This is a genomic window from Shewanella spartinae, from assembly GCF_019457555.1.
Lineage (GTDB): Bacteria > Pseudomonadota > Gammaproteobacteria > Enterobacterales > Shewanellaceae > Shewanella > Shewanella loihica.
In genome coordinates, this window is the sequence record NZ_CP080418.1 from 3,937,180 (window position 1) to 3,960,283 (window position 23,104).

Below are 23,104 nucleotides of genomic sequence, written 5' to 3' on the forward strand. Positions count from 1 at the left end.
GCTTTTAGCCGGGTTGAAATTTGAAAGGGTGCTTTGAACCATGGCTTCTTGGTGTATCAATTGCCTGCCGCAGGCTTTATGTGCAAACACGTTTTTGGCACGCCACTAGCACTTCCCTGTGGGCTCTACGAAATCATCCCTGATTTCGAAGGCCAAAAACGTGTTTACACCGATATCTATCGTCTCTTCGATTTGATGTTATTGTCATGACCCTAACAATCAAAAGCTAAGTCATTTTTGAAAAATTCCGAGTTAAATTTTTAATTATAAGTAATTACTACCGGATGAAGATTCCTATCGGCTAACGCCGTACTCTACGGAAATCTGAAAGTGCCAAGTAAATTTTCCGTAGCAGCATCTTGTTAGCTACCACACGTTCACCTCTGTATGATCAGATATCGGCACTATTACAAGTTTATTGTCTCCGCTGTTAATATAAGCATTTTTAGGCGTTAATAAAATCAATCTTCCTGCAACCTCAAATGCAGCCTTTTTATTCTGGCTCTTATCAACGATCTGTATACTTTTACCGCCTCCCATGTTAAAGCTCCTCAACCCCATAGACACCACTTCTGAAGTCACATCTTGATTAAAAAAAGGTAAAAAGATGGATGCAGCGATAAATAATATTGGTGACAACCAATTTTGAAGGTTTTTTTTGAAACCATGCCCCACAAAGGAGTAAAAGAATGCACAAAACATAGCTGATATTCCCATCAGCCAAAGGACTAAGTATGGCTTGTCATTTGCCAACGACAGTTCAAAGAACATTACATGTATCAAAACAGATACCAAAATAAACATCCAGGTTATAAACCTGTATCCATTCCTCCCCTCTTCTTTCTGCTGCTGTATTCCCAGCTTTAAAAACAGAAAAAAACCATAGAAGTACAATGACATAAAAATGACAAGTATTGCTGCTGCAACTATAAATGTATTTAAACCAAATATTCCTTCCACAAAAAAATCATATGAAAAGAAGCTGTTTTCGTGCATGTATATAATGAACAGATAAAATGGTAAAAAGCTGATCCACCCAGCTGTAATAAGCGCTACAAACACCCTTATTACGATCTGGATTGGCTTAAGAGAAATTTCATCACCTCGTTTAGGCGCCAAAAATAATAGTCTTGGCTTGAAAAAAAAATCTTTAATTCTATGCACTAATGCTCCTTATGTAGCTAACATGTTTATAGTGAGCGAGTCGGTTATTTTTTCACCACAGTGACGCTCACCTACCTTAAAGGCTTATTAGTAACAAAGTTATTAACCGATTGCTACATATATAAAAAATTGGTAGTTCCTCTTTTCCCTTCTAACAAAAACGAGATTGGGTCGCTTTCTTGGCTATGCGAGCCCTTAAACTATAACTGTATATTTAGTACTTAGAGAGCATGGCTAAATGCTCAACACATTAAAAAATATAAGGCGTTATTGCAGTTTTCAGGCGCTTAATTTTCTCTAGCTAGCACGTTTTGGGGCAAAACCAAATTAACTTTTGCCCCCCCCTTCACACTAAACACGGTCAAATCGAAGAGACGTTTGGATATGGGTGTAAGCACGCTTTTGGCTCTCGGCGGCATGGCCAAAAATGTTCCTACATTTTTTGGCATTCCCTACATCCATGTAGGTCAGTACCGCCGTGAAGCGTATAGAGACATATTCAAATACCCCCCTGTTTAACAGCCAGTTCGGCATCCATGCCTCTCGCTAATTAGCGCGAAACTGCGCTTCACTCACCGTACCAAAAGAGTGCTTGCACATCTCCCGCCAGACAGACAATAGACAACGGTGACGGTTAACGCTGCACGATCCAAGCAAGAACAAATGCACTTTTACCAGACACATAGAAAATTCCGATACCGTTCAATCGAAGAGATGAAAATACCGGGTGTAGATGCATCTGCGGACGTCGATGGCAGGGATGCCATCGTCGAGCCTCCAGGGAGGGATTCACGGCGTGTAGCAGATGTATCTGCACATAAGCGAGCCGCAGGCTATTAACAACAGCAACGGTTAACGCTACAAAACCCAACCCAACCCAAGTACATATCCCCCGCCGGGCAGGCGATTGGTAACAACGATGGTTAACGCTGCACAAACCACCCCAAGTACATCCCCCCCGCCGGGCAGGCGATAGGTAAAATCGACGGTTAACGCTAAACAACAGGTTATAAACCTAGATGACGGTGCGCATTACACCTAGACAATGGCTAACTGGTTAGCTGATTCCTGATCCGCATCAGATACAAAAATGCCGATGAAGTCTCCCTCATCGGCATTCATCAACCTTGAGTCAGCGACTCAAAAATTGACAGATCGAATTTCCGATCACCCCAACCTTTGGCGAACCGCCTCAAACAAACAGATCCCTGTGGCCACAGAGACGTTGAGGCTAGAGACGCTACCCGCCATAGGGATAGAGGCCAACGAGTCGCAGCTCTCGCGAGTCAGGCGACGTAGGCCCTTGTCTTCGGCGCCCATGGCGATGGCGATGGGGCCTTTAAGATCGGCCTTATAGAGGTCGTGCTCGGCTTCGCCGGCGGCGCCGACGATCCACACGCCCTTCTCTTGCAGGGCCTTCATGGTACGCGCCAGGTTAGTCACCTGGAACAGGGGCACCACTTCCGCGGCGCCGCAGGCAACCTTGCTAACGGTTGGCGTGAGGCCGACCGAGTTGTCGCGCGGCACAATCACCCCATGTACCCCGGCGGCGTCGGCGTTACGCAGACAGGCGCCCAGGTTGTGAGGGTCTGTCACGCCATCGAGGATCAACAGAAACGGCGTCTCTGTCTTATCCAGCAGCGCCTGCAGATCGTTGTCATTGAGCTGCTTGGCAGGCTTGGCGCGTACCAGCACGCCTTGGTGCTGACTGCTACCGGCCTTGTCGTCCAGCGCCTTGCGTGAGGCCTGCTGCACTGACACACCATATTCGGCGGCCATGGCGATCAGCGGCATCAGACGTTGATCGTCGCGTCCCTGCAACACCCACATCTCGATCACCCGCTCAGGGCTGTTTTTTAGCAAGGCCTCGACGGCGTGGATGCCGAAGGTGAAATCTTGTTTCTTCATCTAATTTGAGTCTCTTATTTCTTACTGCTGCGCTTCTTCACGCTCTTACGTTTCTTGGCGCCCGGCTTGGCCGATGACTTCTTCGCCCCGGCCTTCGACTTGCTCGCGCCCGCCTTACCGGCTCCCGACTTACCTGCTCCGGGCTTACTTGTCCCAGGTTTAGCGTCGCTGCGTCTGGCGGAGCGGCGCTTGCCAGTCGGCTTGTCATCTTCTTTGCCCTTGCGCGCCATCTTGGCGCCCTCGAGGTTGACCCGCTCGCGGGCGGTCAGTGGCTTCTTGGCGCGGCGGGGGCGCGATGTCTTACCATCGTCGCCCACCATCATGAGATCGATCTGGCGATCGTCCAGGTTGACCGCGGCCACCTTGACGGTGACAGGGTCGCCTATCTGATACACCAGGCCCGAGGCCTCACCCACTAGGCGCTGACGCATATTATCATAGTGATAATAGTCACCACCCAGGGTGGAGATATGCACCAGGCCGTCGATGAAGAGATCGCTCAGGCGGACAAACATGCCGAAATGAGTCACAGAGGCGATCACCGCCTCGAAGGTGTCGCCCACATGGTCACGCATAAACTCACACTTGAGCCAGTCGCTGACGTCGCGAGTCGCCTCGTCGGCGCGTCGCTCTGTGTTGGAACACTCCTCGCCCAGCAGATCCAGCTCTTCGATCTGGTAGTGATAGCCGCCATCTGGCGTCCACTTGTCGTTGGCTTCACCGCGCTCTTTCGACAACAGGTAACGGATCACCCTGTGGAGGATGAGGTCCGGGTAGCGACGAATTGGCGAGGTAAAGTGCGAGTACTCCTCCAGCGCCAAACCGAAGTGGCCTTCGTTATCCGGGGTGTAGGTGGCCTGGCGCATGGAGCGCAGCAACATCACCTGGATCAGCTCGGCGTCGGGCCGGTCGACCACCTGCTCCATCAAGGCCTGATAGTCGGCCGGCTCAGGCTCTAGGCCACCGCCCATGGACAGGCCGCGCTCCTTGAGGAAGTCCTTGAAGTTAGTCAGCTTCTGCTCCGAAGGCGCCTCATGCACCCGGTAGAGCACCTCGCCCTTATGCTTCTTCACAAACTTGGCCGCCGCCACGTTGGCCAGGATCATGCACTCTTCGATGATCTTATGGGCCTGGTTGCGGGTGCGCGGCTCGATACGCTCGATCTTGCGATCGGCGTTGAAGATAAACTGAGTTTCCGTAGTCTCGAAGGCGATAGCGCCGCGCTGGGCACGGGTATCATCTAGCGTCAGGTAGAGCGACTGCAATGTCTCTAGATGCGGGAAGATTGGCTTGAGCTCATCACTCACCTCGCCGCCCTCGAGCATCTCCGCCACCTGGGTATAGGTGAGGCGCGCGTGGGAGTGCATCACGGCCGGGTAGAACTTGTAACCCGACAGCTTACCCGCCGCCGAGATAGTCATCTCGGCCACCATACAGAGGCGATCAACCCCAGGGTTGAGGGAGCAGAGGCCGTTAGACAGCTTCTCCGGCAACATGGGGATCACCTGAGACGGGAAATAGACAGAGTTACCGCGGGCGCGGGCCTCTTTGTCCAGCGCCGACTCGGTGCGTACATAATGACTCACGTCGGCGATGGCGACCCACAGGCGCCAGCCGCCGCTCTTCTTGGTCTCGGCGTACACGGCATCGTCGAAGTCGCGCGCATCTTCACCGTCTATGGTAACCAGAGGCAGTTTGCGCAGATCGACTCTGCCTTGCTTATCCTCTTCGGTCACCTCATCTGGGATCTTACGCAGTTTCTTCTCGATCAGGCTTGACCAGGTATGGGGCAGATCATAGTTGCGCAGGGCAATCTCTATCTCCATGCCAGGCGCCATCTCTTTACCCAGTACCTCGGTGACCTTACCCGCCGCCTTCATGTAGCGACCGGGGCGGCGTGTCAGCTCGACCACCACCACATCGCCCTGACGGGCGCCGTTGCGATCGTCGTCGGGGATCAGGATCTCCTGGGTGATACGCTTGTCGTCGGCAATGACGAAGGCCATACCGGAATCCAGATGGAAACGCCCCACCAGAGGCGCGGTGCGCTCATGGGTCAGACGGACGATGCGTGCCTCGCGGCGCCCCTTACGGTCGACACCGGCCTTCTGGGCCAGCACCTTGTCGCCGTGAAAATACATCAGCATGTCACGGTTGTTGATGAAGAGATCGTCGCCGCCCTCATCGAGTTTGAGGAAGCCGAAGCCATCCTTGTGCCCCAGAACGGTGCCGCTGAGCAGATCCATACGCTCGGGCAGACCATAGGCCTGGCCACGGGTAAAGACCAGCTCGCCGTCTCGCTCCATGGCTCTGAGGCGACGGCGCAAGGCTTCGAGCTGCTCTTCGTCGCTGATGTTCAGCGCCTGGGCGATTTTCTCGCGATTGAGGGGTGATTGCTGTGAGCGTAAGTAATCTAAAATATACTCACGACTAGGAATGGGGTTGTCGTACTTCTCTTGTTCACGCTTTAAATGCGGATCTTTGATCATTCATTATCCATAAATTTTGCCCAGGCTCTCCTGTTGTTGCTAAGGGGCTTAGGGCGTTTACCGGGATCTCAGGTGCGCCTGCTTAGCCCTCTCAACTGCACTTGCGGGCATCTTTGCTTCCAGCACCATCAATAATTTCAGGGCTTCCTGTTTGGTCGCCTCATCACTAAATACATCGTTGTATAGCCAGTGGTAACCCATCTCATAATCTCTGGGGCTACCATAGCCTTCGCCAAACAATCTGACCAGCATCATGCGCGCAGGCAGATCGCCACTGGCGGCAGCGGGCAGTGTGTATTGCACCGCACGCTCCTTATCTTGGATCACGAACTTACCGTCATGGTAATACTCGGCGATCCTGACCATGGCCTCGGCGCTCCCCTGCTCTGCGGCGTCGCGTAGCATGGAGATCCCCCGTGGCGGATTGGCCTTGACGCAGATGCCATAGTTCAGCATCTCCGCCCATAAATATTGGTACAGCGGCTGCTTCAATACCTCGGCGCGGGCCTCGATATCTTGCACCAGCTGACAGTCGTCTCCCTTGACGCGGGTCAGGTAAGACTTGTCGCGGATCATCTCGACAAGCTGCTCCTGGCTGTAGATGTTGACCGCCTTGAGCTCCGCCTTCTTATCGGCAGACTTGTTATCGCTAGCCTTAACGGCTTGTGCCTCGGCTTGTACTTGTGTTTGGGCCTGGGCCAGCGTCGATAGACAGGCCAGCAAAATAACGCATACTAATCTCGTCATCACTCTTGCCTTAACTCCTACCTTAACTCTTGCATTAACTGTTACGTTAGTTAAGGTCTCTAGGTTAATCTCACGCCTTATCTCTATGACAGACTTAGGCAGTATACCTTATCTTATCGGCCGCTGCGGCGTTAGCTTAAAAAGTGATTGTAACCTTATCGCCAACCTAGCCTATTTGGCTGAGCTTATGCTAACCAGGCTCGCTTTCGCTACTCTACTTAGGCTAGACCCTAAAAATAAAAAGGCCGCTTAACGCGGCCCTTATGATTAACTGAACGGATTCACTAGAATCATGGTCTCGTTTCTGTCGGGACCCGTTGAGATAATGTCGACTGGCGTTTCCAGTAACTCTTCGATTCGCTTGATATAGTCGAGCGCTGCCTGTGGCAGTTGATCGATAGAGGTCGCACCGAAGGTGCTTTCGCTCCAACCAGGCATAGTCTCGAGCACAGGCGTTACCTGCTCGTAGCCTTCGGCTGCCAGCGGAGTTACGGTAGAGATGCTGCCATCTGGGTACTGATAACCCACACATAGCTTCACTTCTTTCAAGCCGTCGAGTACGTCAAGCTTAGTCAAGCAGAAACCGCTGATGCTGTTGATCTGTACCGCGCGCTTCATGGCAACGATATCCAACCAACCTGGACGACGCTTACGACCTGTGGTCGCACCGAACTCTTGACCCTTAGTACCTAAGTGATCGCCGATCTCGTCACGCAGTTCAGTTGGGAAAGGACCCGCACCCACACGTGTGGTATATGCCTTGATGATACCGCAGACATAGTCCAGATGACGTGGACCGAAACCTGAACCTGTTGCTACACCACCGGCAGTCGTGTTTGAAGAGGTTACGAATGGATAAGTACCGTGGTCGATATCCAGTAACGTGCCCTGAGCGCCTTCGAACAAAATGTTGTCGCCATTCTTACGAGCCTGATCCAGCAGCTCAGTAACATCGGTACACATGCTCTTCAGATAGTCGGCAATAGCCAACGCATCTTTTAGCGTGGTCTCGTAATCAACCGCTTCGCAACCATAGTATTCGGTCAACATGAAGTTGTGATATGCCATCACTTCCTTCAGTTTCTCGGCGAACAGTTCTGCATTAAACAGATCGCCAACGCGAAGACCGCGACGAGAGATCTTATCTTCATAAGCAGGACCGATACCACGACCCGTTGTACCAATAGCTTTGTTACCGCGTGCTTTTTCACGTGCGATATCTAAGGCACAATGGAAAGGAAGGATTAACGGACACGCTTCGGAGATAAGCAGACGCTCCTCTACAGGGACGCCACGCTCTTTAAGCATGTTGATCTCTTTCATCAGGGCGTCGGGCGCAAGCACAACACCATTACCGATAATGCATTTTACATTATCGCGTAAAATCCCTGATGGAATAAGATGAAGAACGGTTTTGTCACCATCGATAACAAGTGTATGACCAGCATTGTGGCCACCTTGATAACGAACGACATATTTGGCCTGTTCGGTAAGTAGATCGACTATCTTACCCTTTCCTTCGTCACCCCATTGGGTGCCGAGAACTACAACGTTTTTGCCCATTATTTGCTGCAAGGTAGTGGTTAAAACGGGATTTTAGCAGATCTTGGGGGGGAAGTGGCAAGTAATTTATGAAAAAATAATCAATATGACCACGCCCGCGGTCACTAAAGCACCACCTAACCTTTGTAAAACCCGTTGATTTTGGCTGGAAATTTCCTGCAAATATGCCCGCCAACGATTCGGAAATAAAAGCGGACCTATCCCTTCGATAATCAGCACTATGGCCAAAACCAGCATCAGGAGTTGGAATGTCATCTAGGTGTGTTTCCTGTAGCGAACAATTAGGGTTTAAAAATAGCAGAAAACAGCCATAAAAAAACCCAGCACAAGGCTGGGTTTTTCCAATCTTCGCAGCGTAATATTAACGCTTTGAGAATTGTGGCTTACGACGTGCTTTACGTAGACCGACTTTCTTACGCTCAACTTTACGAGCATCACGGGTAACGAAACCAGCGGCACGTAGAGATGGACGTAGAGCTTCATCAAGCTCCATCAGGGCACGAGTGATACCGTGACGGATTGCACCTGCTTGGCCAGTGATACCACCGCCCTTAACAGTTACATAGATGTCTAGCTTTTCAGTCATTTCAACTAGCTCTAGAGGTTGACGAACAACCATACGAGCAGTCTCACGACCAAAATATTCGTCAAGTGGACGTTGGTTCACGACGATGTTACCACTACCTACTTTAGCGAATACGCGAGCAGTAGATGTTTTGCGACGGCCAGTGCCGTAGTACTGAGTTGCAGACATTAGCTTACTCCCGGATTAGATATCAAGAACTTGTGGTTGTTGTGCAGCGTGGTTGTGCTCTGCGCCAGCGTAAACTTTCAGTTTACGGTACATGGCACGTCCTAGAGGACCTTTTGGCAACATACCTTTTACTGCTTTCTCGATAATCATTTCTGGCTTATGATCTTGCAGCTTATCGAAAGTAATCTGCTTGATACCACCTGGGAAACCAGAATGAGAGTAGTAAGTCTTAGCTGCTGCTTTGTTACCAGTTACAGTTACTTTCTCAGCATTGATAACGATGATGTAATCGCCAGTATCAACGTGAGGAGTGTATTCTGCCTTATGCTTGCCACGTAGACGACGAGCGATTTCAGTCGCGATACGACCTAAAGTTTTACCTTCAGCGTCAACAACGAACCATTCGCGCGTCACTGTTTCTGGTGTAGCAGTATATGTAGTCTTCATTTACAAAAACCCAATGTTTAAATTCTGTCTCAAATGCCATTATTTTTTAATAAATAACAACACAAAAAATGCCATTCTCCGCCCCTTCGAGCAAAGAATAAGGCTTTACAACTTCCGCCGTTTTGGCGGAGTAACGAGGGCAGGTCGCGAATTATAGACAAAGCTGAGTTAAAAATCACCTAATTTTTTCAGCTAATTTAAATGATTTACTCCGCTTGGCATCGATTAGATGGCGAAAGGGCAAAAAGCGCCCTTTATCGGTTGAAACTCGCCCTATGGCAGGTGTTCTAGCGCCAAATAATCGTGAGACTGCATCTCGGTCAGGCGCGAGCGGCAGCGTCTGAACTCGAAACTCAGCAGCCCCTGAGTGTAGATCTCCTCCAGTGCCACCTCGGCCGAGATGATCAGCTTCACATGGCGCTCGTAGAACTCATCCACCATGGCCAGGAAACGGCGGGCGATGTCATCCCCCGTGCTCTGGCTACCCATCTGCTCGACACCGCTAAGTAGTACGGTGTGATAGAGACAGGCCAGCTCCATATAGTCGCGCTGACTGCGAGGGCCGTCGCACAGGTCACGAAAATCGATAAGCAACACGCCCTGGGCCTGTTGACGTATGGCGATTTCGCGACCGTCGATATCTATCGCCTCACGGGAGACCTCTGACTCGGGCGCCAGCTGTTGGAAATAACTCAGCAGGTTTTTATCGGCCTGAGGATCCAGAGGATAATGATAGATCTCCGCCTGCTCCAGGGTGCGCAGACGATAGTCTATGCCGCTGTCGACATTCAGCACCTGGCAGTGTTTGTTGATCAGCGCAATCGCCGGCAGGAAGCGCGCCCGCTGCAGACCATTACGATAGAGCTCATCGGGAATGATGTTTGAGGTGGCGACCAGAGCCACCCCTTCGGCAAATAGCGCCTGAAACAGGGTGCCCAGCAACATGGCGTCTGTGATGTCGGAGACGAAGAACTCATCGAAACAGATCACCTGATAACGCTCGGCCATCCGCTTGGCGATCACCAACAGGGGATCTCTCTGTCCCTTAAGGCCGTCGAGATCCAGATGGATCTGATGCATGAAACGGTGAAAGTGCGCCCTGAGCTTACGCTCGCCCGGCAGGGCATCATAGAAGGTGTCCATCAGATAGGTCTTGCCGCGCCCTACCCCGCCCCAGAGATACAAGCCTTGCACCTGAGGAGCTGGCTTAGCCAGGAAACCCAATAGTTTCGCCATCCCCGAGGGCTTTTGCTGCGCCGCCAGCAACTCGTCATAGACACGTTGCAGGGCCTTGACCGCCTGCTCCTGAGCAGGGTCATAGGAAAAGTCATCACGTTGTAGATCGGCTTGGTAATGCTGCCAGGGGGTGAGATGCGACACTGAAATTATTCTCTTCTATCCTTAATTCAACCGCCAGATGGTATCACGACAATCGATCCCAGGGTATATGTGGACCAAGCTAAAACCTTGGCAGGTACAGACAAGCCTTAATGGGAAGGCCAGGGCTGTATCGCTCGCTAGTCGATGAAGACTAACGAAAAATTAACCTTTGTTAATCACCTGAACTTTATCGAGAAGGCGATAGTCGGATTGAGTAACACAGCATTATTTAATCACTTGATTTACGTCCGAGTAGCCTTATATCTACAGAGTCATAAGTTCATAATTGCAACATTGGAGTCATGAATAGATGAAAACGAAATTATCACTACTTTCCGCCGCACTGCTCGGCGCGAGCCTGATGGTTATGCCTGCCGTTTCTCAAGCCGCCATTCCACTGGCCGTCGACGGACAAGCGCTTCCCAGCCTGGCCCCCATGCTGGAGAAAACCACCCCGGCCGTGGTTGCCGTCGCAGTCTCTGGCACCCATGTCTCTAAGCAGCGTCTGCCCGATGCCTTCCGCTACTTCTTCGGCCCTAATGCCCCGAGAGAACAGGTGCAGGAGCGCCCCTTCAAGGGGCTGGGTTCTGGCGTCATCATAGATGCTAAGAAAGGCTATATCGTCACCAACAACCATGTGATCGAAGGCGCCGACGAGATCTTGATTGGCCTGCACGATGGTCGTGAGATCGAGGCCAAGCTCATCGGTACCGATGCCGAGTCAGACGTGGCCCTGCTACAGATAGAAGCCAAGAACCTGGTGGCCCTCAAGCGCGCCGACTCGGATGAACTCAAGGTCGGCGACTTTGCCGTGGCTATCGGTAACCCCTTCGGTCTTGGCCAGACGGTCACCTCGGGTATCGTCAGCGCCATGGGCCGCAGCGGCCTAGGTATCGAGATGCTGGAGAACTTCATTCAGACAGACGCCGCCATCAACAGCGGTAACTCGGGCGGCGCCCTGGTGAATCTCAACGGTGAGCTGATCGGCATCAACACCGCCATCGTCGCTCCGGGCGGCGGCAACGTGGGTATCGGCTTCGCGATTCCCGCCAACATGGTCAACAACCTGGTAGATCAACTGATCGAACACGGCGAGGTGCGCCGCGGCGTACTAGGTGTCAGTGGTCGTGACTTAGATAGCGAGCTGGCCCAGGGCTTCGGCTTGGATTCGCAGCACGGCGGCTTCGTCAACGAGGTGATGCCTGACAGCGCCGCCGACAAGGCGGGCATCAAGGCTGGGGATATCATAGTCAGCGTCAACGATAAGCCGATCAAATCCTTCCAGGAGCTGAGAGCCAAGATAGGCACCATGGGCGCCGGCGCCAAGGTGAAACTCGGTCTTATCCGCGACGGCGATGAGAAGACGGTCACCGCAGTATTAGGCGAGGCGAGCCAACAGACAGAAACCGCGGCGGGCGCCGTACATCCTATGCTGGCGGGTGCCACCCTGGAGAACAATAAGAAGGGGGTCGAGATCACCGAGATCGCCCAGGGTTCTCCGGCGGCGGCCAGTGGCCTGCTTAAGGGCGATATCATAGTAGGGGTCAACCGTACCCGAATCGAAGATCTTAAGGAGCTCAAGGCAGAACTTAAGGAGCAACACGGCGCCGTGGCCCTGAAACTGCTGCGCGGTGACAACAGCCTCTATCTGGTTCTGAGATAAGCCGCACTCGAGGCCATGACAGGGTTTAGACACCCGCATCATGGCCTCTTTTATTTCCAGCTTATGCACTTAGGCCAATAGTGCCCTATAAATAAACATGTTAATCTAACGCTACTTATCCCATAACACCTTAAATCATGACGCTTAAAGACACGGTAATTTACATCGCGAAAGCAGTTTTTTTCGGCCTTATTATGGCCGCCGTCTTTCTGGTCATCACCCCATGGATCACAGGTACAGCCAATCACGGCAACTTCTTCCAGAGCAGGGGACAAAACGGGATAGAACTCTCCTTCTCTCAGGCGGTGCGTCGCGCAGCACCCGCCGTGGTCAACATCTATAGTCTGAGCATAGATCAGAGCCGCCCGCTTAATTCGGGCTCCCTGCAAGGCCTGGGGTCAGGCGTGATCATGAGCAAAGAGGGCTACATACTCACCAACTATCACGTGGTCAAGAAGGCGGACGAGATAGTGGTCGCCCTGCAAGATGGCCGCAAGTTTACCTCAGAGGTGGTGGGTTCAGATTCTGTCACCGACCTGGCGGTGCTTAAGATAGAGGGCGATACCCTGCCCGTGGTGCCCATCAACTTGGACGTGCCCGCGCAAGTCGGCGACGTGGTGCTGGCCATCGGCAACCCCTATAACCTGGGGCAGACCATCACCCAAGGGATCATCAGCGCCACCGGCCGTAACGGCCTGAGTTCGGGTTATCTGGACTTCCTGCAGACAGATGCCGCCATCAACGCGGGCAACTCGGGCGGCGCGCTTATCGACACCAGCGGCCGACTGATCGGCATCAACACAGCAGCCTTTCAGATTGGTGGAGAGGGTGGTGGCCATGGCATTAACTTCGCCATCCCCATCAAGCTGGCCCACAGCATCATGGGTAAGCTGATCAAAGATGGCCGGGTGATACGTGGTGCACTGGGGATCACAGGCGAGGCAATTAACCCAGTGATGGCGCAGATCCTCAACCTGCCGGATCTGACCGGTGTCATGGTCACTGGCGTGGATCATCAGGGACCGGCCGCCCAGGCTAAGCTGAGACCCAGAGACGTGATCACTAAGTTTAACGACGAGACCGTTCCCGGCGTCGAGATGCTGATGGATAGGATTGCCGAGACGCCACCAGGCACTCAGGTGACCATGACCATTATCCGCAGCGGCAAGTACTATGAGGTACCTGTCACCATAGGGGAAAATCTGGGTACGGAATAACGGGTTCTGAGTAATTGCCTCTAAATAATGGGCCTGAATAATAACCGGAGCCTGACCGCAAACAAAAAAGCCAGCAATCGCTGGCTTTTCTTTTATCTATTCTCTAGTGATCTCTAGGTACTTGCTTAAGCCCTGAACTTAAGCCATTAGCTTGGGCTCTTAAACAGCCTCAACCAGAAACCACACTCGAGCAACGCGCCGACGACCAGCAGACTCAAGGCCCCCAGATGCATGCCCACGCCGTAACAGATCAGGGCGCCGATCAGCAGCCCCACTAATAACGCCATCCTTTTGCCATGTGCCATATACTCTCCTTAGCATATTCAAATTGGCCTACCCACCAATCATAAGCTTAGCCTATGTAAATTACCTGCATTATTTTGTGACCAGTTGCGTCAGCCATGCATCAGGTACAAAAAAGCCACCCTAAGGTGGCTTTATAAGATGAAGCTAGGCTTAGCTGACCCGCACGACTTCGCCGCCCAGGCCCTTAAACTTATCTTCGATATGCTCGTAGCCTCTGTCGAGGTGATAGATGCGATCGACCGTGGTTACGCCATCGGCCACCAGGCCGGCGATAACCAGGCTCGCCGAGGCGCGCAGATCCGTCGCCATCACCTGAGCGCCGTTGAGCAGCTCACAACCCTTGATGATACAGGTGTTGCCTTCCAGCTCCATGTTGGCGCCCATGCGGATAAGCTCGGGCACATGCATGAAACGGTTCTCAAAGATGGTCTCGGTAATGGTCGCCGTACCTTCCGCCAGGGCGTTGAGTACACAGAACTGCGCCTGCATGTCTGTCGGAAAACCTGGATAAGGCATGGTCTTGATGTTGACCGCCTTGGGGCGTTGACCCTGCATGTCCAGCTCGATCCAATCTTCCCCCGTGGTGATGCTGGCGCCGGCATCTTCGAGCTTGGCGAGCACGGCCTCCAGGGTCTTAGGATCGGCATCGACACAACGTATCTTGCCCTTGGTTACCGCCGCGGCCACTAGGAAGCTGCCGGTCTCGATACGGTCTGGCATCACGCGATATTCGCAGCCACTTAGCGACTCGACACCCTGGATGCGAATGGTATCGCTACCGGCGCCGCTGATCTTAGCGCCCATGGCGTTGAGGCAGTTGGCCAGATCGATAACTTCTGGCTCACGGGCAGCGTTCTCTATCACCGTCTCGCCATCGGCCAGGGCCGCCGCCATCAGCAGGTTCTCTGTGGCACCTACGCTGATCATGTCCATGAAGATATGGGCGCCCTTGAGACGTCCATCGACGCGGGCCTTGATATAGCCCTCTTTCACTTCGATCTTAGCACCCATCTGCTCCAGACCATGTAGGTGCAGGTTAACCGGCCGGGCACCGATGGCGCAGCCACCAGGCAGAGAGACGTCGGCGGTGCCGTAGCGAGCCAGCAAGGGGCCCAAGATCAAGATAGAGGCGCGCATGGTCTTCACCAGCTCATAGGGCGCGCAGAACTCGTTGAGATGGGTGGTAGAGATGGTGATCTTACCCTCGTCGCTACGGCTCACCTCGGCACCAAGACAACGCAGCAGCTCACAGCTGGTGTTGACGTCCCTCAGGTTAGGCACATTGCTGACCACGAAGTCTGTCTCGGCCAGCACACCGGCCATCAGGATCGGCAGGGCGGCGTTCTTGGCGCCTGAAATCACCACGTCACCGGCCAGTGCACCACTGGCCTGAATTGTTAATTTATCCACTATGAGTCTCTAGCCTTACATGTTGAAGATTTTTTCACGCTTCCACTGCGTAGGGGTAAAGGCGTTGATAGTGATGGCATGCAGCGCCCCACTGGTCACATGTTCCATCAAAGGGCCGTAGATCATCTGCTGTTGCTTCACGCGGCTCACACCGTCGAAACACTCACCGACGGCAACAATCTTATAGTGTGTCCCATCCTGGCTCACGTGTACTTCATCCAGTGTCAGCGCTTGGGTAAGCAGCTGTTCAATCTCATTACATTCCATAAACGGATAACCCTTTTATTTGGCTTCTTCGGTGAAGAAGTCTTGTAAATCATATAAATCTATTAACTTTTGCAGTTGCGCCGGCGGATTGCAGAGCACCAGCGACTGACCCTTCTTCTGCTGCTCTGCCACCAGATGCAACAAGAGCGCGACACCAGCGCTGTCGCTATAGGAGACGCCGGCAAGATCCAGTCGGTCACAGGCACCATTCAGTAGTGTCTCCAGCTTAGGCCAGAGCTCCACCACAGCCGCCTGAGACAGCTCACCGCTGACCTGGCACTGCCCCGCCGCTTGGTTAAAGGCCAGCATTATAGCTTAGTCCCCTTGTTAACCAAGCTGATATGGTTATCTGTGTGGGTTTCCAGCTCTTTTATCACCGCATCTATGCCGTTTTGGCGGATCAGGTTAGTGATCTCCGCGCTCTTAGAGGAGAGCAGGCTCACCCCTTCGGCCACTAGATCGAACGCCTTCCAGGTATCGTCCTTCAGGCGACGCACCCTGAAGATCAGCTTGATAGGCGGGCGGCCCTGCTCGATGATCTGCACGTTGACATCCACCATCTTCTCACCGTCAAACCCCTTAGCCGGGGCAAACTCCACCTGCTGGTCGGTATACTCGGTAAATGCCTGGGCATAAGTCGCGATCAGATAAGTCTTAAAGGCCTCGGCGAAGCGCTCGCGCTGATCCGGCGTACTCTGACGCAAGTAGGGCCCCATCACCTTATAAGACGCATACTTATAATCGATATAAGGCATCAACTCGTCAGAGACTATCACCTTAAGATGGTCTGGATTGGCCTGAATTGTGGCAATATCCTGATGAAAACGGGCAAAAGTCTTGTTGGCTACAGATTCCACCATGGCATAGGGGTCCTTGGTATTGACCGAGATCTCCTCGGCGCTAACGGCACCGCCGAGCAGCAATAACATGGAGGAGAAGAGTACTTGCAACAACTGTTTCATATTCGTCCCTATTAATTTTCTTTAGACTTCATACTGTATAAAAACTGGCCGATGAGATCTTCGAGCACTAAGGCCGAGTGAGTATCGTCGATACGATCGCCATCTTTGAGCATGCCGATATCGTCCATCACAAATCCTGGGGTCAGCCCCAAGAACTGCTCACCCAGCAGACCCGAGGTGAGGATCGACAGGCTACTGGTCTCGGGAAACTGATCATATTGATTGTCCATGGCCAGCTCGACCACGGCCACCAGTTCCTCAGGATCCAGGCTGATGTTTGTCACCCTGCCAACCACCACGCCACCCACCTTGACCGGTGAGCGCACCTTGAGGCCACCTATGTTGGTGAACTTGGCATACAGGGTGTAGTGGCTCTGACCAGGCTTCACCTCGACATTGGCCACGTTGAACACCAACACCAGAAAGGCCATCAGGCCCGACAGAATAAACAAGCCAACTAATAGTTCAATTTTTCGAGTCAACATACTCAATTACCACTCAGTTCTATACATACCACGACGGCAAATATATAGGTTTATCCATAAACAAAATTTAATCAGCGGCCAAACATCATGGCCGTCAACAGGAAGTCCAGCGCCAACACCGCCAGGCTGGACTGCACCACGGTTTGGGTGGTCGCCCGGCTGATCCCCTCGGGATTGGGGATCACATGATAGCCGCGATACAGGGCTATCCAGGTCACCACTACGGCAAATACCAGGCTCTTGATCAGGCAGTTCACTATGTCCTGACGCCACTCCACCGAGGCCTGCAGGATAGACCAGAAGCTACCGCTGTCGATCCCCTTCCATTCCACCCCGACCAGATGGCCGCCATAGATGCCCACGGCGGTAAACATCAGCGCCAGTAGCGGCAGGCTGATCACCCCGGCCCAGAAGCGCGGCGCGATCACCTGACGCAGGGGATCGATAGCCATCATCTCCAGGCTGGAGAGCTGCTCAGTGCTCTTCATCAAGCCAATCTCGGCGGTGAGCGCCGAGCCGGCGCGTCCGGCAAACAGCAGCGCGGTCACCACGGGCCCCAGTTCACGCAGCAGACTGAGCGCCACCATGGGCCCCAGGCTGTCTTCGGTGCCGAAACCCACCAAAATATTATAGCCCTGCAACGCCAGCACCATGCCGATGAAGAGGCCGGAGACCAGGATGATCACCATGGACTGCACGCCAATCACGTACAGCTGCTTGATCAGTAGCGGCGTGCCCTTGCGCACCCTGGGCACCTTGGCGATAGCGCCCCACAACATGAGTCCGGCGCGTCCCAGGCCGGTGACGCTATCGATCGCACCACGACCTAAGCGGGCGATTTGATCAATCACGCTCACCTAACATCTCCTTCTGGTAATCCTGGGCGGGAAAATGAAACGGCACGGGCCCGTCGGGCTCGCCGCCGATAAACTGTTTCAACTTAGGGTTGTCGGCCGCCATCAGTTCGGCCGGCGTGCCGTGGGCGATCACCTTCTTGTCGGCCAGCACATAGACATAGTCGGCGATCCCCAGCACCTCTTGCACGTCGTGGGAGACCACCACAGAGGTGAGGCTCAGCGCATCGCTCAGCTCGCGGATCAGCTTCACCAGCACCCCCATGGAGATGGGATCCTGACCGGCGAAGGGCTCATCGTAGAGCACCAACTCTGGCTCAAGGGCAATGGCGCGGGCCAGGGCCGCACGTCTCTGCATGCCGCCGGAGAGCTCACTCGGCATCATCTGCGCCGCGCCTCTTAGCCCCACGGCCTCGAGCTTCATCAGCACGATGCGGCGAATGATCGCCTCGGGCAGGTCCGAGTGTTCCCGCAGGGCAAAAGCCACGTTGTCGAACACATTCATGTCGGTAAACAGGGCGCCGCTCTGAAACAGCATGCTCATGCGTTTGCGCAGGGCAAACAGCTCGCTGCGATTGCATTTATGCACGTCAACGCCATCGACCTTGATGACCCCAGAGTCCGGCCGCAGCTGACCACCGATCAACTTAAGTAGGGTGGTCTTGCCTATACCGCTGGGTCCCATGATGGCGGTCACCTTCCCCCTGGGGATGGTGAGGCTGACGTCGTCATAGATAACATGGGTGCCACGACTGAAGCCCAGATGGCTGATCTCCACCAATGGCTGCACGTGTTCCATCGGCGCTTGTTCCATCGGCTTAGTCTCACCCTTGGCTTGGCTGTCATGACTTAACGATTGATGACTCATAACGGGACCTAATGCGTTCCATGGTTAGGCGGCAGGAAAAGAGACAAATTGTACGAAATTGACGGATTGTGCACAACTGAATCGACACTATCTTTGCGCAATACTTTCAATTTTGTTCAATTCCAGCGAAAATGCGCGGCAGACTCTTAAACAAAAAGATTTTCAATGCTATTTAATATTTTCTTACTGATTGCTGGTTTGGGTGCCCTTGTCTGGAGTGCCGACAAATTTGTCTTCGGCGCCGCGGCATTCGCCCGTAATCTCGGCCTGCCGCCCATGTTAATTGGCCTCACCATAGTCGCCATGGGCAGCTCGGCCCCGGAAATGTTTGTGGCAGCCACCGCCTCCATCGACGGCATGACAGACACCGCCATAGGGAATGTGCTGGGCTCCAACGTCGCCAACATCACGCTGATCCTGGGGATCACCGCCCTGTTAGGCGCAATCTCGGTAAGCTCACAGACACTCAAGCGGGAAATCCCTATGATGCTAGGCGCTACGGCGCTGGCGGGCTATTTCCTTCACGATGGTCAGCTGACCCGCGTCGAGGGCTTGGTGCTGATGGCACTCTTCTTCGCCCTCATGGGGTATCTGATCTGGCATGCGATCGTCAACAAGGAGAAAGATCCCCTGATCGACGAGGCCGAGAGCGAGGTGCCTAAAGATGTGCCTACGCCTAAGGCGATCCTCTGGCTGGTGATAGGCCTAGTGCTGCTGCCCCTGTCTGCCGACTGGATGGTGCAGGGCGCCGTGGGTATCGCCAAGGCCTTCCATATGTCAGACTTAGTCATAGGCCTGACCATTATCGCCGTCGGTACCAGCCTGCCTGAACTGGCGGCCTGTGTGGCCGGCGTGCTGAAGAAAGAGGACGACCTTGCCATAGGTAACGTGGTCGGCTCTAACCTGTTTAACATTCTTGCGGTTTTGGCGCTGCCTGCCCTTATCGCCCCAGGCGCGGTAGATGCCGCCGCCAGCAGTCGCGACTTTTACATGGTGATGGCAACCAGCGTTGCCCTGGCCATACTGATTTTATTAACCGGCAAGGCCCGCCAACTACGCCCCTGGCATGGCGGTGTGTTATTAGCGACTTTTATCGCGTACCAAGTCACGCTTTTCCTATCCTAATAACGTTTAGGCCGACAAAATAGAGAGAACAAGATGGTAGATGCAGATCAATTACGTCAATGGGGACGCAAGGTTATCGATACCGAGCGCAACGCGCTGGACAACCTGTATCAATATGTCGACTCGAGTGAATTTGCCAAGGCCTGCCAACTGATCCTCGCCTGCACCGGCAAGGTGATCGTGATGGGCATGGGCAAGTCCGGCCACATAGGTAACAAGATCTCGGCCACCCTAGCCAGCACAGGCACCCCAGCCTTCTTCGTCCACCCCGGCGAGGCCAGCCATGGCGACCTGGGCGTACTGAGCGAGAACGATATCGTGCTCGCCATCTCCAACTCGGGCGAGGCCAGCGAAATTTTAACCCTGATGCCTGTGATCAAGCGCATGGGGCTGCCGGTCATCGCGGTGACGGGCAAGCCTGAGTCCAACATGGCCAAGCATTCGGTCGTTCATCTGTGTATCGAGGTACCGGAAGAAGCCTGCCCGCTCGGACTGGCACCCACCTCGAGCACCACGGCGACGCTCGTCATGGGCGACGCCCTGGCAGTGGCCCTGCTGCAGGCCAGAGGCTTCACTAAAGATGATTTTGCCCTCTCCCACCCAGGTGGTAGCCTGGGACGCAAGCTGCTGCTCAAGGTGAGCGACGTGATGCACAAGGGTGACGACTTGCCTCTGGTGGCAGAAGATATCTGTATCACAGAGGCCCTGTATGAGATCTCCAAGAAGGGGCTCGGCATGACTGGCGTAGTCAACAGCCAGGGCCTGCTGGTCGGTATCTTCACCGACGGCGACCTGCGCCGGGTGATCGACGCCGAGATCAACCTACGTAAGACCTCCATCTCAGAGGTGATGACCCATGGCTGCGTCACCGTCAGCGAAGGCATCTTAGCCGCCCAGGCCCTCAAGGTGATGGACGAGAAAGAGATCAACGGCCTGATCGTCACCGACGAGCAGCAGAAGCCGATTGGCGCACTCAATATGCTGGACATGGTCAAGGCGGGGGTGATCTAACATGGCACATCAAGGTTTCTATGGCCCGATAACCGACGCAGTCTGGCAGAAAGCCAAACAGATCAAACTGTTAATCTGCGACGTCGACGGCGTCTTCTCCGACGGTCTGGTCTATATGAGCAACTCGGGCGACGAACTCAAGACCTTCCATACCCGCGACGGCTATGGCGTGCGCTCGCTGCTGACCAGCGACATCCCGGTGGCCATCATCACGGGGCGTAAGTCGCAGATAGTGGAAGATCGCATGACGGCCCTGGGTATCACCCACATCTACCAGGGCGTCGACAACAAACTCGAGCCTTATCAGGAGCTGCTTAACCTCTATAAGGTGGCGCCTGAGGAAGTTGCCTATATCGGCGATGACATGGTGGATCTGCCCGTGATGGAGCAGGTGGGCCTGTCTGTCTGCGTGGCCGACGGTCATCCCTATGTGCGCCAACACGCCGACATGGTTACCCATATCAAGGGCGGCCACGGCGCGTTGCGTGAACTAACGGATCTCATCCTGCTCAGCCAGGATAAGTTTGCCTCGGCCCACGGAATGAGCATATGAACAGAGTCACGCTGGCGATCATCGCCTTCTTCGGCACCGCACTGATCCTCTATTGGCAGGTTCAGTCGAAAAAGGGCAGCGAAGAGCTGGCCCTGGATAATGTCGATCGTCCCGACTACATAGTCCGGGATCTCAAGAGCGTGCAATACAATGATGAGGGTGGTATCAACAGCCGGGTATCGGCCAGTCACATGGAACACTACGCCGAACGCAACCAGACCTACTTTACCCAGCCCATCTATCTGGTCTACCCCGACAACGGCGATGCCCAGTGGCGCCTGAGATCCACCAAGGGCACATTGGACAAAAATAGCGGACGGGTCACCCTGGAAAATAATGTTATCATTGATGCCATTAGCCCAGAGGAACCGATTCAGACCATAGAGACCACCTATCTGGAGCTGGATCTCAATACTATGATTATGACATCCGACAGAAGCATTCGGATCACAGGGCGTGATTTCCTCATCACGGGGGAAGGCTTATATGCCGATCTCAACGCCCAAAATATCAAACTGACGAGTCAGGTAGAAGGAACATATGAAACTAAATAGCCTTATTCTTGCGGGCCTGCTGCCCCTGGTCAGTGTTGGCGCCTATGCCAAGGTGAACGACCTGCTGCAAGAGGTTAAGATCTCTGCCGCCAGCCAGGAAGCCGACATTAAGAACAACCAGATCATCTTCCACGGTCCGGTCGAGGTCACCCAAGGCTCAATCAAGATATTGGCCAGTGAACTACGCGCCTTCAGCAAAGAGAAGAACAGCGGCAAAATACTGATCGCCACCGGTAATCCGGCCACCTACTCTCAGGTGATGGAAGATGGCCGTCCAGCCTCGGCCAGCGCCAAGGAGATACGTTACGAGCTTTCCAGCCGCACCCTGACACTGATCGGCGACGCCACCCTGGAACAGGAAGGCAGCCAGGTCACGGGCTCACAGATCCGCTACAACATAGAGCAGCAACAGCTGATCGCCGAGAGCACAGGCAAAGACAGAGTGATCACCATCATTCAGCCTGAGAACTATCAGGAACAGATCCAGCCAGAGCAGAAGCCCGAGAAGAAACCAGAACAGGAAAAACAATGACAGACCTGATCTTGAAGGCGGAGAACCTCGCCAAGAGCTATAAGAGTCGTGCCGTTGTCCAAGACGTGAGCCTCACGGTAAAGACCGGGCAGATCGTCGGCCTGCTGGGGCCAAACGGCGCCGGCAAGACCACCACCTTTTACATGGTCGTCGGCCTGGTACAGAGCGACAAGGGCCGCATCTTCATCGACGATGACGACCTGACGCTAGACCCCATGCACCTGCGCGCCCGCAAAGGCATAGGCTACCTGCCCCAGGAAGCCAGTATCTTCCGTAAGCTCTCGGTGCGGGACAACATCATGGCCGTGCTCCAGACCCGCAGCGATCTTAATAACGATGGCCGCGAAGAGGAGCTGGAACACCTGCTGGAAGAGTTTCACATCACCCATATCCGTGACAGCCACGGCATGGCGCTCTCGGGCGGTGAACGTCGCCGGGTGGAGATCGCCAGGGCGCTTGCCGCCAACCCTAAGTTTATTCTTCTCGACGAGCCGTTCGCCGGGGTCGATCCCATCTCGGTTATCGACATCAAGAAGATCATCGAGCAGCTCAAGAATCGCGGCCTGGGGGTGTTGATCACCGACCATAACGTGCGCGAAACATTAGACGTCTGTGAGAAAGCCTATATCGTCAGCCATGGTAATCTAATCGCCGAGGGCACACCCGCCGAAATCTTAGACAACCAGCAAGTACGAGCAGTGTACTTAGGTGAACAATTCAAGCTATAGTTAATCTTATAATGGGGCCACAGAGGAAAAACCACGCGTTAATTGTGGCCTTAGGCACTATCCGATATATTTGTCCGGCACATATAGCCAGAGCTTTCTCATTTTATAATTAGAAAC

General features: G+C 53.7%; 25 protein-coding genes. 8 read left to right on the top strand and 17 right to left on the bottom strand.

Annotated features, from left to right (window positions below):
* Window positions 1–366: 366 nt before the first annotated feature.
* The 9 genes from K0I31_RS16990 to zapE all read right to left on the bottom strand — a co-directional run bounded on the left by K0I31_RS16990 (window position 367) and on the right by zapE (window position 10,452).
* Entirely contained in the window at window positions 367–1,164 is a 798-nt protein-coding gene (locus tag K0I31_RS16990; protein WP_220079143.1) for a hypothetical protein, read from the bottom strand.
* A gap of 1,167 nt (window positions 1,165–2,331) precedes the next feature.
* A complete protein-coding gene (gene rlmB, locus K0I31_RS16995) occupies window positions 2,332–3,072 on the bottom strand; it encodes a 23S rRNA (guanosine(2251)-2'-O)-methyltransferase RlmB (protein ID WP_220079144.1) in 741 nt (246 codons plus the stop codon).
* 14 nt (window positions 3,073–3,086) lie between these two features.
* Window positions 3,087–5,561 carry a ribonuclease R gene (rnr, locus tag K0I31_RS17000; protein WP_220079145.1) on the bottom strand — a complete coding sequence of 825 codons (2,475 nt, stop codon included), beginning with the start codon at window positions 5,559–5,561 and terminating at the stop codon, window positions 3,087–3,089.
* A 57-nt stretch (window positions 5,562–5,618) separates the two neighbouring features.
* Complete coding sequence (locus K0I31_RS17005; protein ID WP_220043402.1) at window positions 5,619–6,308, bottom strand: tetratricopeptide repeat protein; 690 nt, start codon at window positions 6,306–6,308, stop codon at window positions 5,619–5,621.
* Between the two features lie 267 nt (window positions 6,309–6,575).
* Entirely contained in the window at window positions 6,576–7,871 is a 1,296-nt protein-coding gene (locus tag K0I31_RS17010; RefSeq protein WP_011867087.1) for an adenylosuccinate synthase, read from the bottom strand.
* A 66-nt stretch (window positions 7,872–7,937) separates the two neighbouring features.
* Entirely contained in the window at window positions 7,938–8,126 is a 189-nt protein-coding gene (locus K0I31_RS17015; RefSeq protein WP_011867088.1) for a DUF2065 domain-containing protein, read from the bottom strand.
* Window positions 8,127–8,232: 106 nt separating this feature from the next.
* A complete protein-coding gene (gene rpsI / locus K0I31_RS17020; protein ID WP_011867089.1) occupies window positions 8,233–8,625 on the bottom strand; it encodes a 30S ribosomal protein S9 in 393 nt (130 codons plus the stop codon).
* 15 nt (window positions 8,626–8,640) lie between these two features.
* Window positions 8,641–9,072, bottom strand: coding sequence for a 50S ribosomal protein L13 (gene rplM / locus K0I31_RS17025; RefSeq protein WP_011867090.1), 432 nt, complete (start codon window positions 9,070–9,072; stop codon window positions 8,641–8,643).
* A gap of 273 nt (window positions 9,073–9,345) precedes the next feature.
* Entirely contained in the window at window positions 9,346–10,452 is a 1,107-nt protein-coding gene (gene zapE, locus K0I31_RS17030) for a cell division protein ZapE (RefSeq protein WP_220079146.1), read from the bottom strand.
* A 310-nt stretch (window positions 10,453–10,762) separates the two neighbouring features.
* On the opposite strand from zapE, the gene degQ reads away from it, so the two are divergent.
* Together degQ and degS are read left to right on the top strand one after the other, a co-directional pair.
* Window positions 10,763–12,115 carry a Do family serine endopeptidase DegQ gene (gene degQ, locus K0I31_RS17035; RefSeq protein WP_144202716.1) on the top strand — a complete coding sequence of 451 codons (1,353 nt, stop codon included), beginning with the start codon at window positions 10,763–10,765 and terminating at the stop codon, window positions 12,113–12,115.
* A gap of 137 nt (window positions 12,116–12,252) precedes the next feature.
* Window positions 12,253–13,332: an outer membrane-stress sensor serine endopeptidase DegS gene (gene degS / locus K0I31_RS17040; RefSeq protein ID WP_144202714.1), complete on the top strand. Its 1,080-nt coding sequence runs from the start codon at window positions 12,253–12,255 to the stop codon at window positions 13,330–13,332.
* A gap of 146 nt (window positions 13,333–13,478) precedes the next feature.
* On the opposite strand, the gene K0I31_RS17045 is transcribed toward degS, so the two are convergent.
* From K0I31_RS17045 to K0I31_RS17080, 8 genes are all read right to left on the bottom strand, one after another.
* Complete coding sequence (locus K0I31_RS17045; RefSeq protein ID WP_186300622.1) at window positions 13,479–13,637, bottom strand: hypothetical protein; 159 nt, start codon at window positions 13,635–13,637, stop codon at window positions 13,479–13,481.
* 151 nt (window positions 13,638–13,788) lie between these two features.
* Window positions 13,789–15,048: a UDP-N-acetylglucosamine 1-carboxyvinyltransferase gene (gene murA / locus K0I31_RS17050; protein ID WP_011867094.1), complete on the bottom strand. Its 1,260-nt coding sequence runs from the start codon at window positions 15,046–15,048 to the stop codon at window positions 13,789–13,791.
* A 15-nt stretch (window positions 15,049–15,063) separates the two neighbouring features.
* The gene (locus K0I31_RS17055) at window positions 15,064–15,315 is read right to left on the bottom strand and encodes a BolA family protein (RefSeq protein ID WP_220072340.1); all 252 of its coding nucleotides are present in this window, start codon (window positions 15,313–15,315) and stop codon (window positions 15,064–15,066) included.
* A gap of 15 nt (window positions 15,316–15,330) precedes the next feature.
* Complete coding sequence (locus K0I31_RS17060; protein ID WP_220079147.1) at window positions 15,331–15,624, bottom strand: STAS domain-containing protein; 294 nt, start codon at window positions 15,622–15,624, stop codon at window positions 15,331–15,333.
* Window positions 15,624–16,277 (bottom strand): MlaC/ttg2D family ABC transporter substrate-binding protein, encoded by a 654-nt coding sequence (locus K0I31_RS17065; protein ID WP_220079148.1) that lies wholly within the window; start codon window positions 16,275–16,277, stop codon window positions 15,624–15,626. The genes K0I31_RS17060 and K0I31_RS17065 overlap by 1 nt, the downstream gene beginning before the upstream one ends.
* Window positions 16,278–16,288: 11 nt before the next feature.
* Window positions 16,289–16,762: an outer membrane lipid asymmetry maintenance protein MlaD gene (mlaD, locus tag K0I31_RS17070; protein ID WP_011867098.1), complete on the bottom strand. Its 474-nt coding sequence runs from the start codon at window positions 16,760–16,762 to the stop codon at window positions 16,289–16,291.
* 71 nt (window positions 16,763–16,833) lie between these two features.
* Window positions 16,834–17,619: a lipid asymmetry maintenance ABC transporter permease subunit MlaE gene (gene mlaE, locus K0I31_RS17075; RefSeq protein ID WP_041509945.1), complete on the bottom strand. Its 786-nt coding sequence runs from the start codon at window positions 17,617–17,619 to the stop codon at window positions 16,834–16,836.
* Window positions 17,606–18,415, bottom strand: coding sequence for an ATP-binding cassette domain-containing protein (locus tag K0I31_RS17080; RefSeq protein ID WP_220080889.1), 810 nt, complete (start codon window positions 18,413–18,415; stop codon window positions 17,606–17,608). The genes mlaE and K0I31_RS17080 overlap by 14 nt, the downstream gene beginning before the upstream one ends.
* 234 nt (window positions 18,416–18,649) lie before the next feature.
* On the opposite strand from K0I31_RS17080, the gene K0I31_RS17085 reads away from it, so the two are divergent.
* Genes K0I31_RS17085 through lptB form a run of 6 tightly spaced genes read left to right on the top strand, consistent with a single transcriptional unit; the run spans window position 18,650 to window position 22,987 of the window.
* Window positions 18,650–19,609: a calcium/sodium antiporter gene (locus tag K0I31_RS17085; protein ID WP_220079149.1), complete on the top strand. Its 960-nt coding sequence runs from the start codon at window positions 18,650–18,652 to the stop codon at window positions 19,607–19,609.
* 33 nt (window positions 19,610–19,642) lie between these two features.
* The gene (locus K0I31_RS17090; RefSeq protein ID WP_220043407.1) at window positions 19,643–20,620 is read left to right on the top strand and encodes a KpsF/GutQ family sugar-phosphate isomerase; all 978 of its coding nucleotides are present in this window, start codon (window positions 19,643–19,645) and stop codon (window positions 20,618–20,620) included.
* 1 nt (window position 20,621) lies between these two features.
* The gene (gene kdsC / locus K0I31_RS17095) at window positions 20,622–21,173 is read left to right on the top strand and encodes a 3-deoxy-manno-octulosonate-8-phosphatase KdsC (protein WP_220079150.1); all 552 of its coding nucleotides are present in this window, start codon (window positions 20,622–20,624) and stop codon (window positions 21,171–21,173) included.
* Complete coding sequence (lptC, locus tag K0I31_RS17100) at window positions 21,170–21,727, top strand: LPS export ABC transporter periplasmic protein LptC (RefSeq protein ID WP_011867104.1); 558 nt, start codon at window positions 21,170–21,172, stop codon at window positions 21,725–21,727. Before kdsC ends, lptC begins: the two co-directional genes overlap by 4 nt.
* The gene (gene lptA / locus K0I31_RS17105) at window positions 21,714–22,259 is read left to right on the top strand and encodes a lipopolysaccharide transport periplasmic protein LptA (RefSeq protein WP_011867105.1); all 546 of its coding nucleotides are present in this window, start codon (window positions 21,714–21,716) and stop codon (window positions 22,257–22,259) included. The genes lptC and lptA overlap by 14 nt, the downstream gene beginning before the upstream one ends.
* Window positions 22,256–22,987 (top strand): LPS export ABC transporter ATP-binding protein, encoded by a 732-nt coding sequence (gene lptB, locus K0I31_RS17110; RefSeq protein WP_011867106.1) that lies wholly within the window; start codon window positions 22,256–22,258, stop codon window positions 22,985–22,987. Before lptA ends, lptB begins: the two co-directional genes overlap by 4 nt.
* Window positions 22,988–23,104 lie beyond the last annotated feature (117 nt).

Excerpts from the sequence above, each read along its gene's own strand:
- rlmB (WP_220079144.1), bottom strand. The coding sequence starts at position 3,072 with ATGAAGAAACAAGATTTCACCTTCGGCATCCACGCCGTCGAGGCCTTG.
- rnr (WP_220079145.1), bottom strand. The coding sequence starts at position 5,561 with ATGATCAAAGATCCGCATTTAAAGCGTGAACAAGAGAAGTACGACAAC.
- K0I31_RS17005 (WP_220043402.1), bottom strand. The coding sequence starts at position 6,308 with ATGACGAGATTAGTATGCGTTATTTTGCTGGCCTGTCTATCGACGCTG.
- K0I31_RS17010 (WP_011867087.1), bottom strand. The coding sequence starts at position 7,871 with ATGGGCAAAAACGTTGTAGTTCTCGGCACCCAATGGGGTGACGAAGGA.
- K0I31_RS17015 (WP_011867088.1), bottom strand. The coding sequence starts at position 8,126 with ATGACATTCCAACTCCTGATGCTGGTTTTGGCCATAGTGCTGATTATC.
- rpsI (WP_011867089.1), bottom strand. The coding sequence starts at position 8,625 with ATGTCTGCAACTCAGTACTACGGCACTGGCCGTCGCAAAACATCTACT.
- rplM (WP_011867090.1), bottom strand. The coding sequence starts at position 9,072 with ATGAAGACTACATATACTGCTACACCAGAAACAGTGACGCGCGAATGG.
- degQ (WP_144202716.1), top strand. The coding sequence starts at position 10,763 with ATGAAAACGAAATTATCACTACTTTCCGCCGCACTGCTCGGCGCGAGC.
- degS (WP_144202714.1), top strand. The coding sequence starts at position 12,253 with ATGACGCTTAAAGACACGGTAATTTACATCGCGAAAGCAGTTTTTTTC.
- K0I31_RS17045 (WP_186300622.1), bottom strand. The coding sequence starts at position 13,637 with ATGGCACATGGCAAAAGGATGGCGTTATTAGTGGGGCTGCTGATCGGC.
- K0I31_RS17055 (WP_220072340.1), bottom strand. The coding sequence starts at position 15,315 with ATGGAATGTAATGAGATTGAACAGCTGCTTACCCAAGCGCTGACACTG.
- K0I31_RS17060 (WP_220079147.1), bottom strand. The coding sequence starts at position 15,624 with ATGCTGGCCTTTAACCAAGCGGCGGGGCAGTGCCAGGTCAGCGGTGAG.
- K0I31_RS17065 (WP_220079148.1), bottom strand. The coding sequence starts at position 16,277 with ATGAAACAGTTGTTGCAAGTACTCTTCTCCTCCATGTTATTGCTGCTC.
- mlaD (WP_011867098.1), bottom strand. The coding sequence starts at position 16,762 with ATGTTGACTCGAAAAATTGAACTATTAGTTGGCTTGTTTATTCTGTCG.
- K0I31_RS17080 (WP_220080889.1), bottom strand. The coding sequence starts at position 18,415 with ATGGAACACGTGCAGCCATTGGTGGAGATCAGCCATCTGGGCTTCAGT.
- K0I31_RS17085 (WP_220079149.1), top strand. The coding sequence starts at position 18,650 with ATGCTATTTAATATTTTCTTACTGATTGCTGGTTTGGGTGCCCTTGTC.
- K0I31_RS17090 (WP_220043407.1), top strand. The coding sequence starts at position 19,643 with ATGGTAGATGCAGATCAATTACGTCAATGGGGACGCAAGGTTATCGAT.
- kdsC (WP_220079150.1), top strand. The coding sequence starts at position 20,622 with ATGGCACATCAAGGTTTCTATGGCCCGATAACCGACGCAGTCTGGCAG.
- lptC (WP_011867104.1), top strand. The coding sequence starts at position 21,170 with ATGAACAGAGTCACGCTGGCGATCATCGCCTTCTTCGGCACCGCACTG.
- lptA (WP_011867105.1), top strand. The coding sequence starts at position 21,714 with ATGAAACTAAATAGCCTTATTCTTGCGGGCCTGCTGCCCCTGGTCAGT.
- lptB (WP_011867106.1), top strand. The coding sequence starts at position 22,256 with ATGACAGACCTGATCTTGAAGGCGGAGAACCTCGCCAAGAGCTATAAG.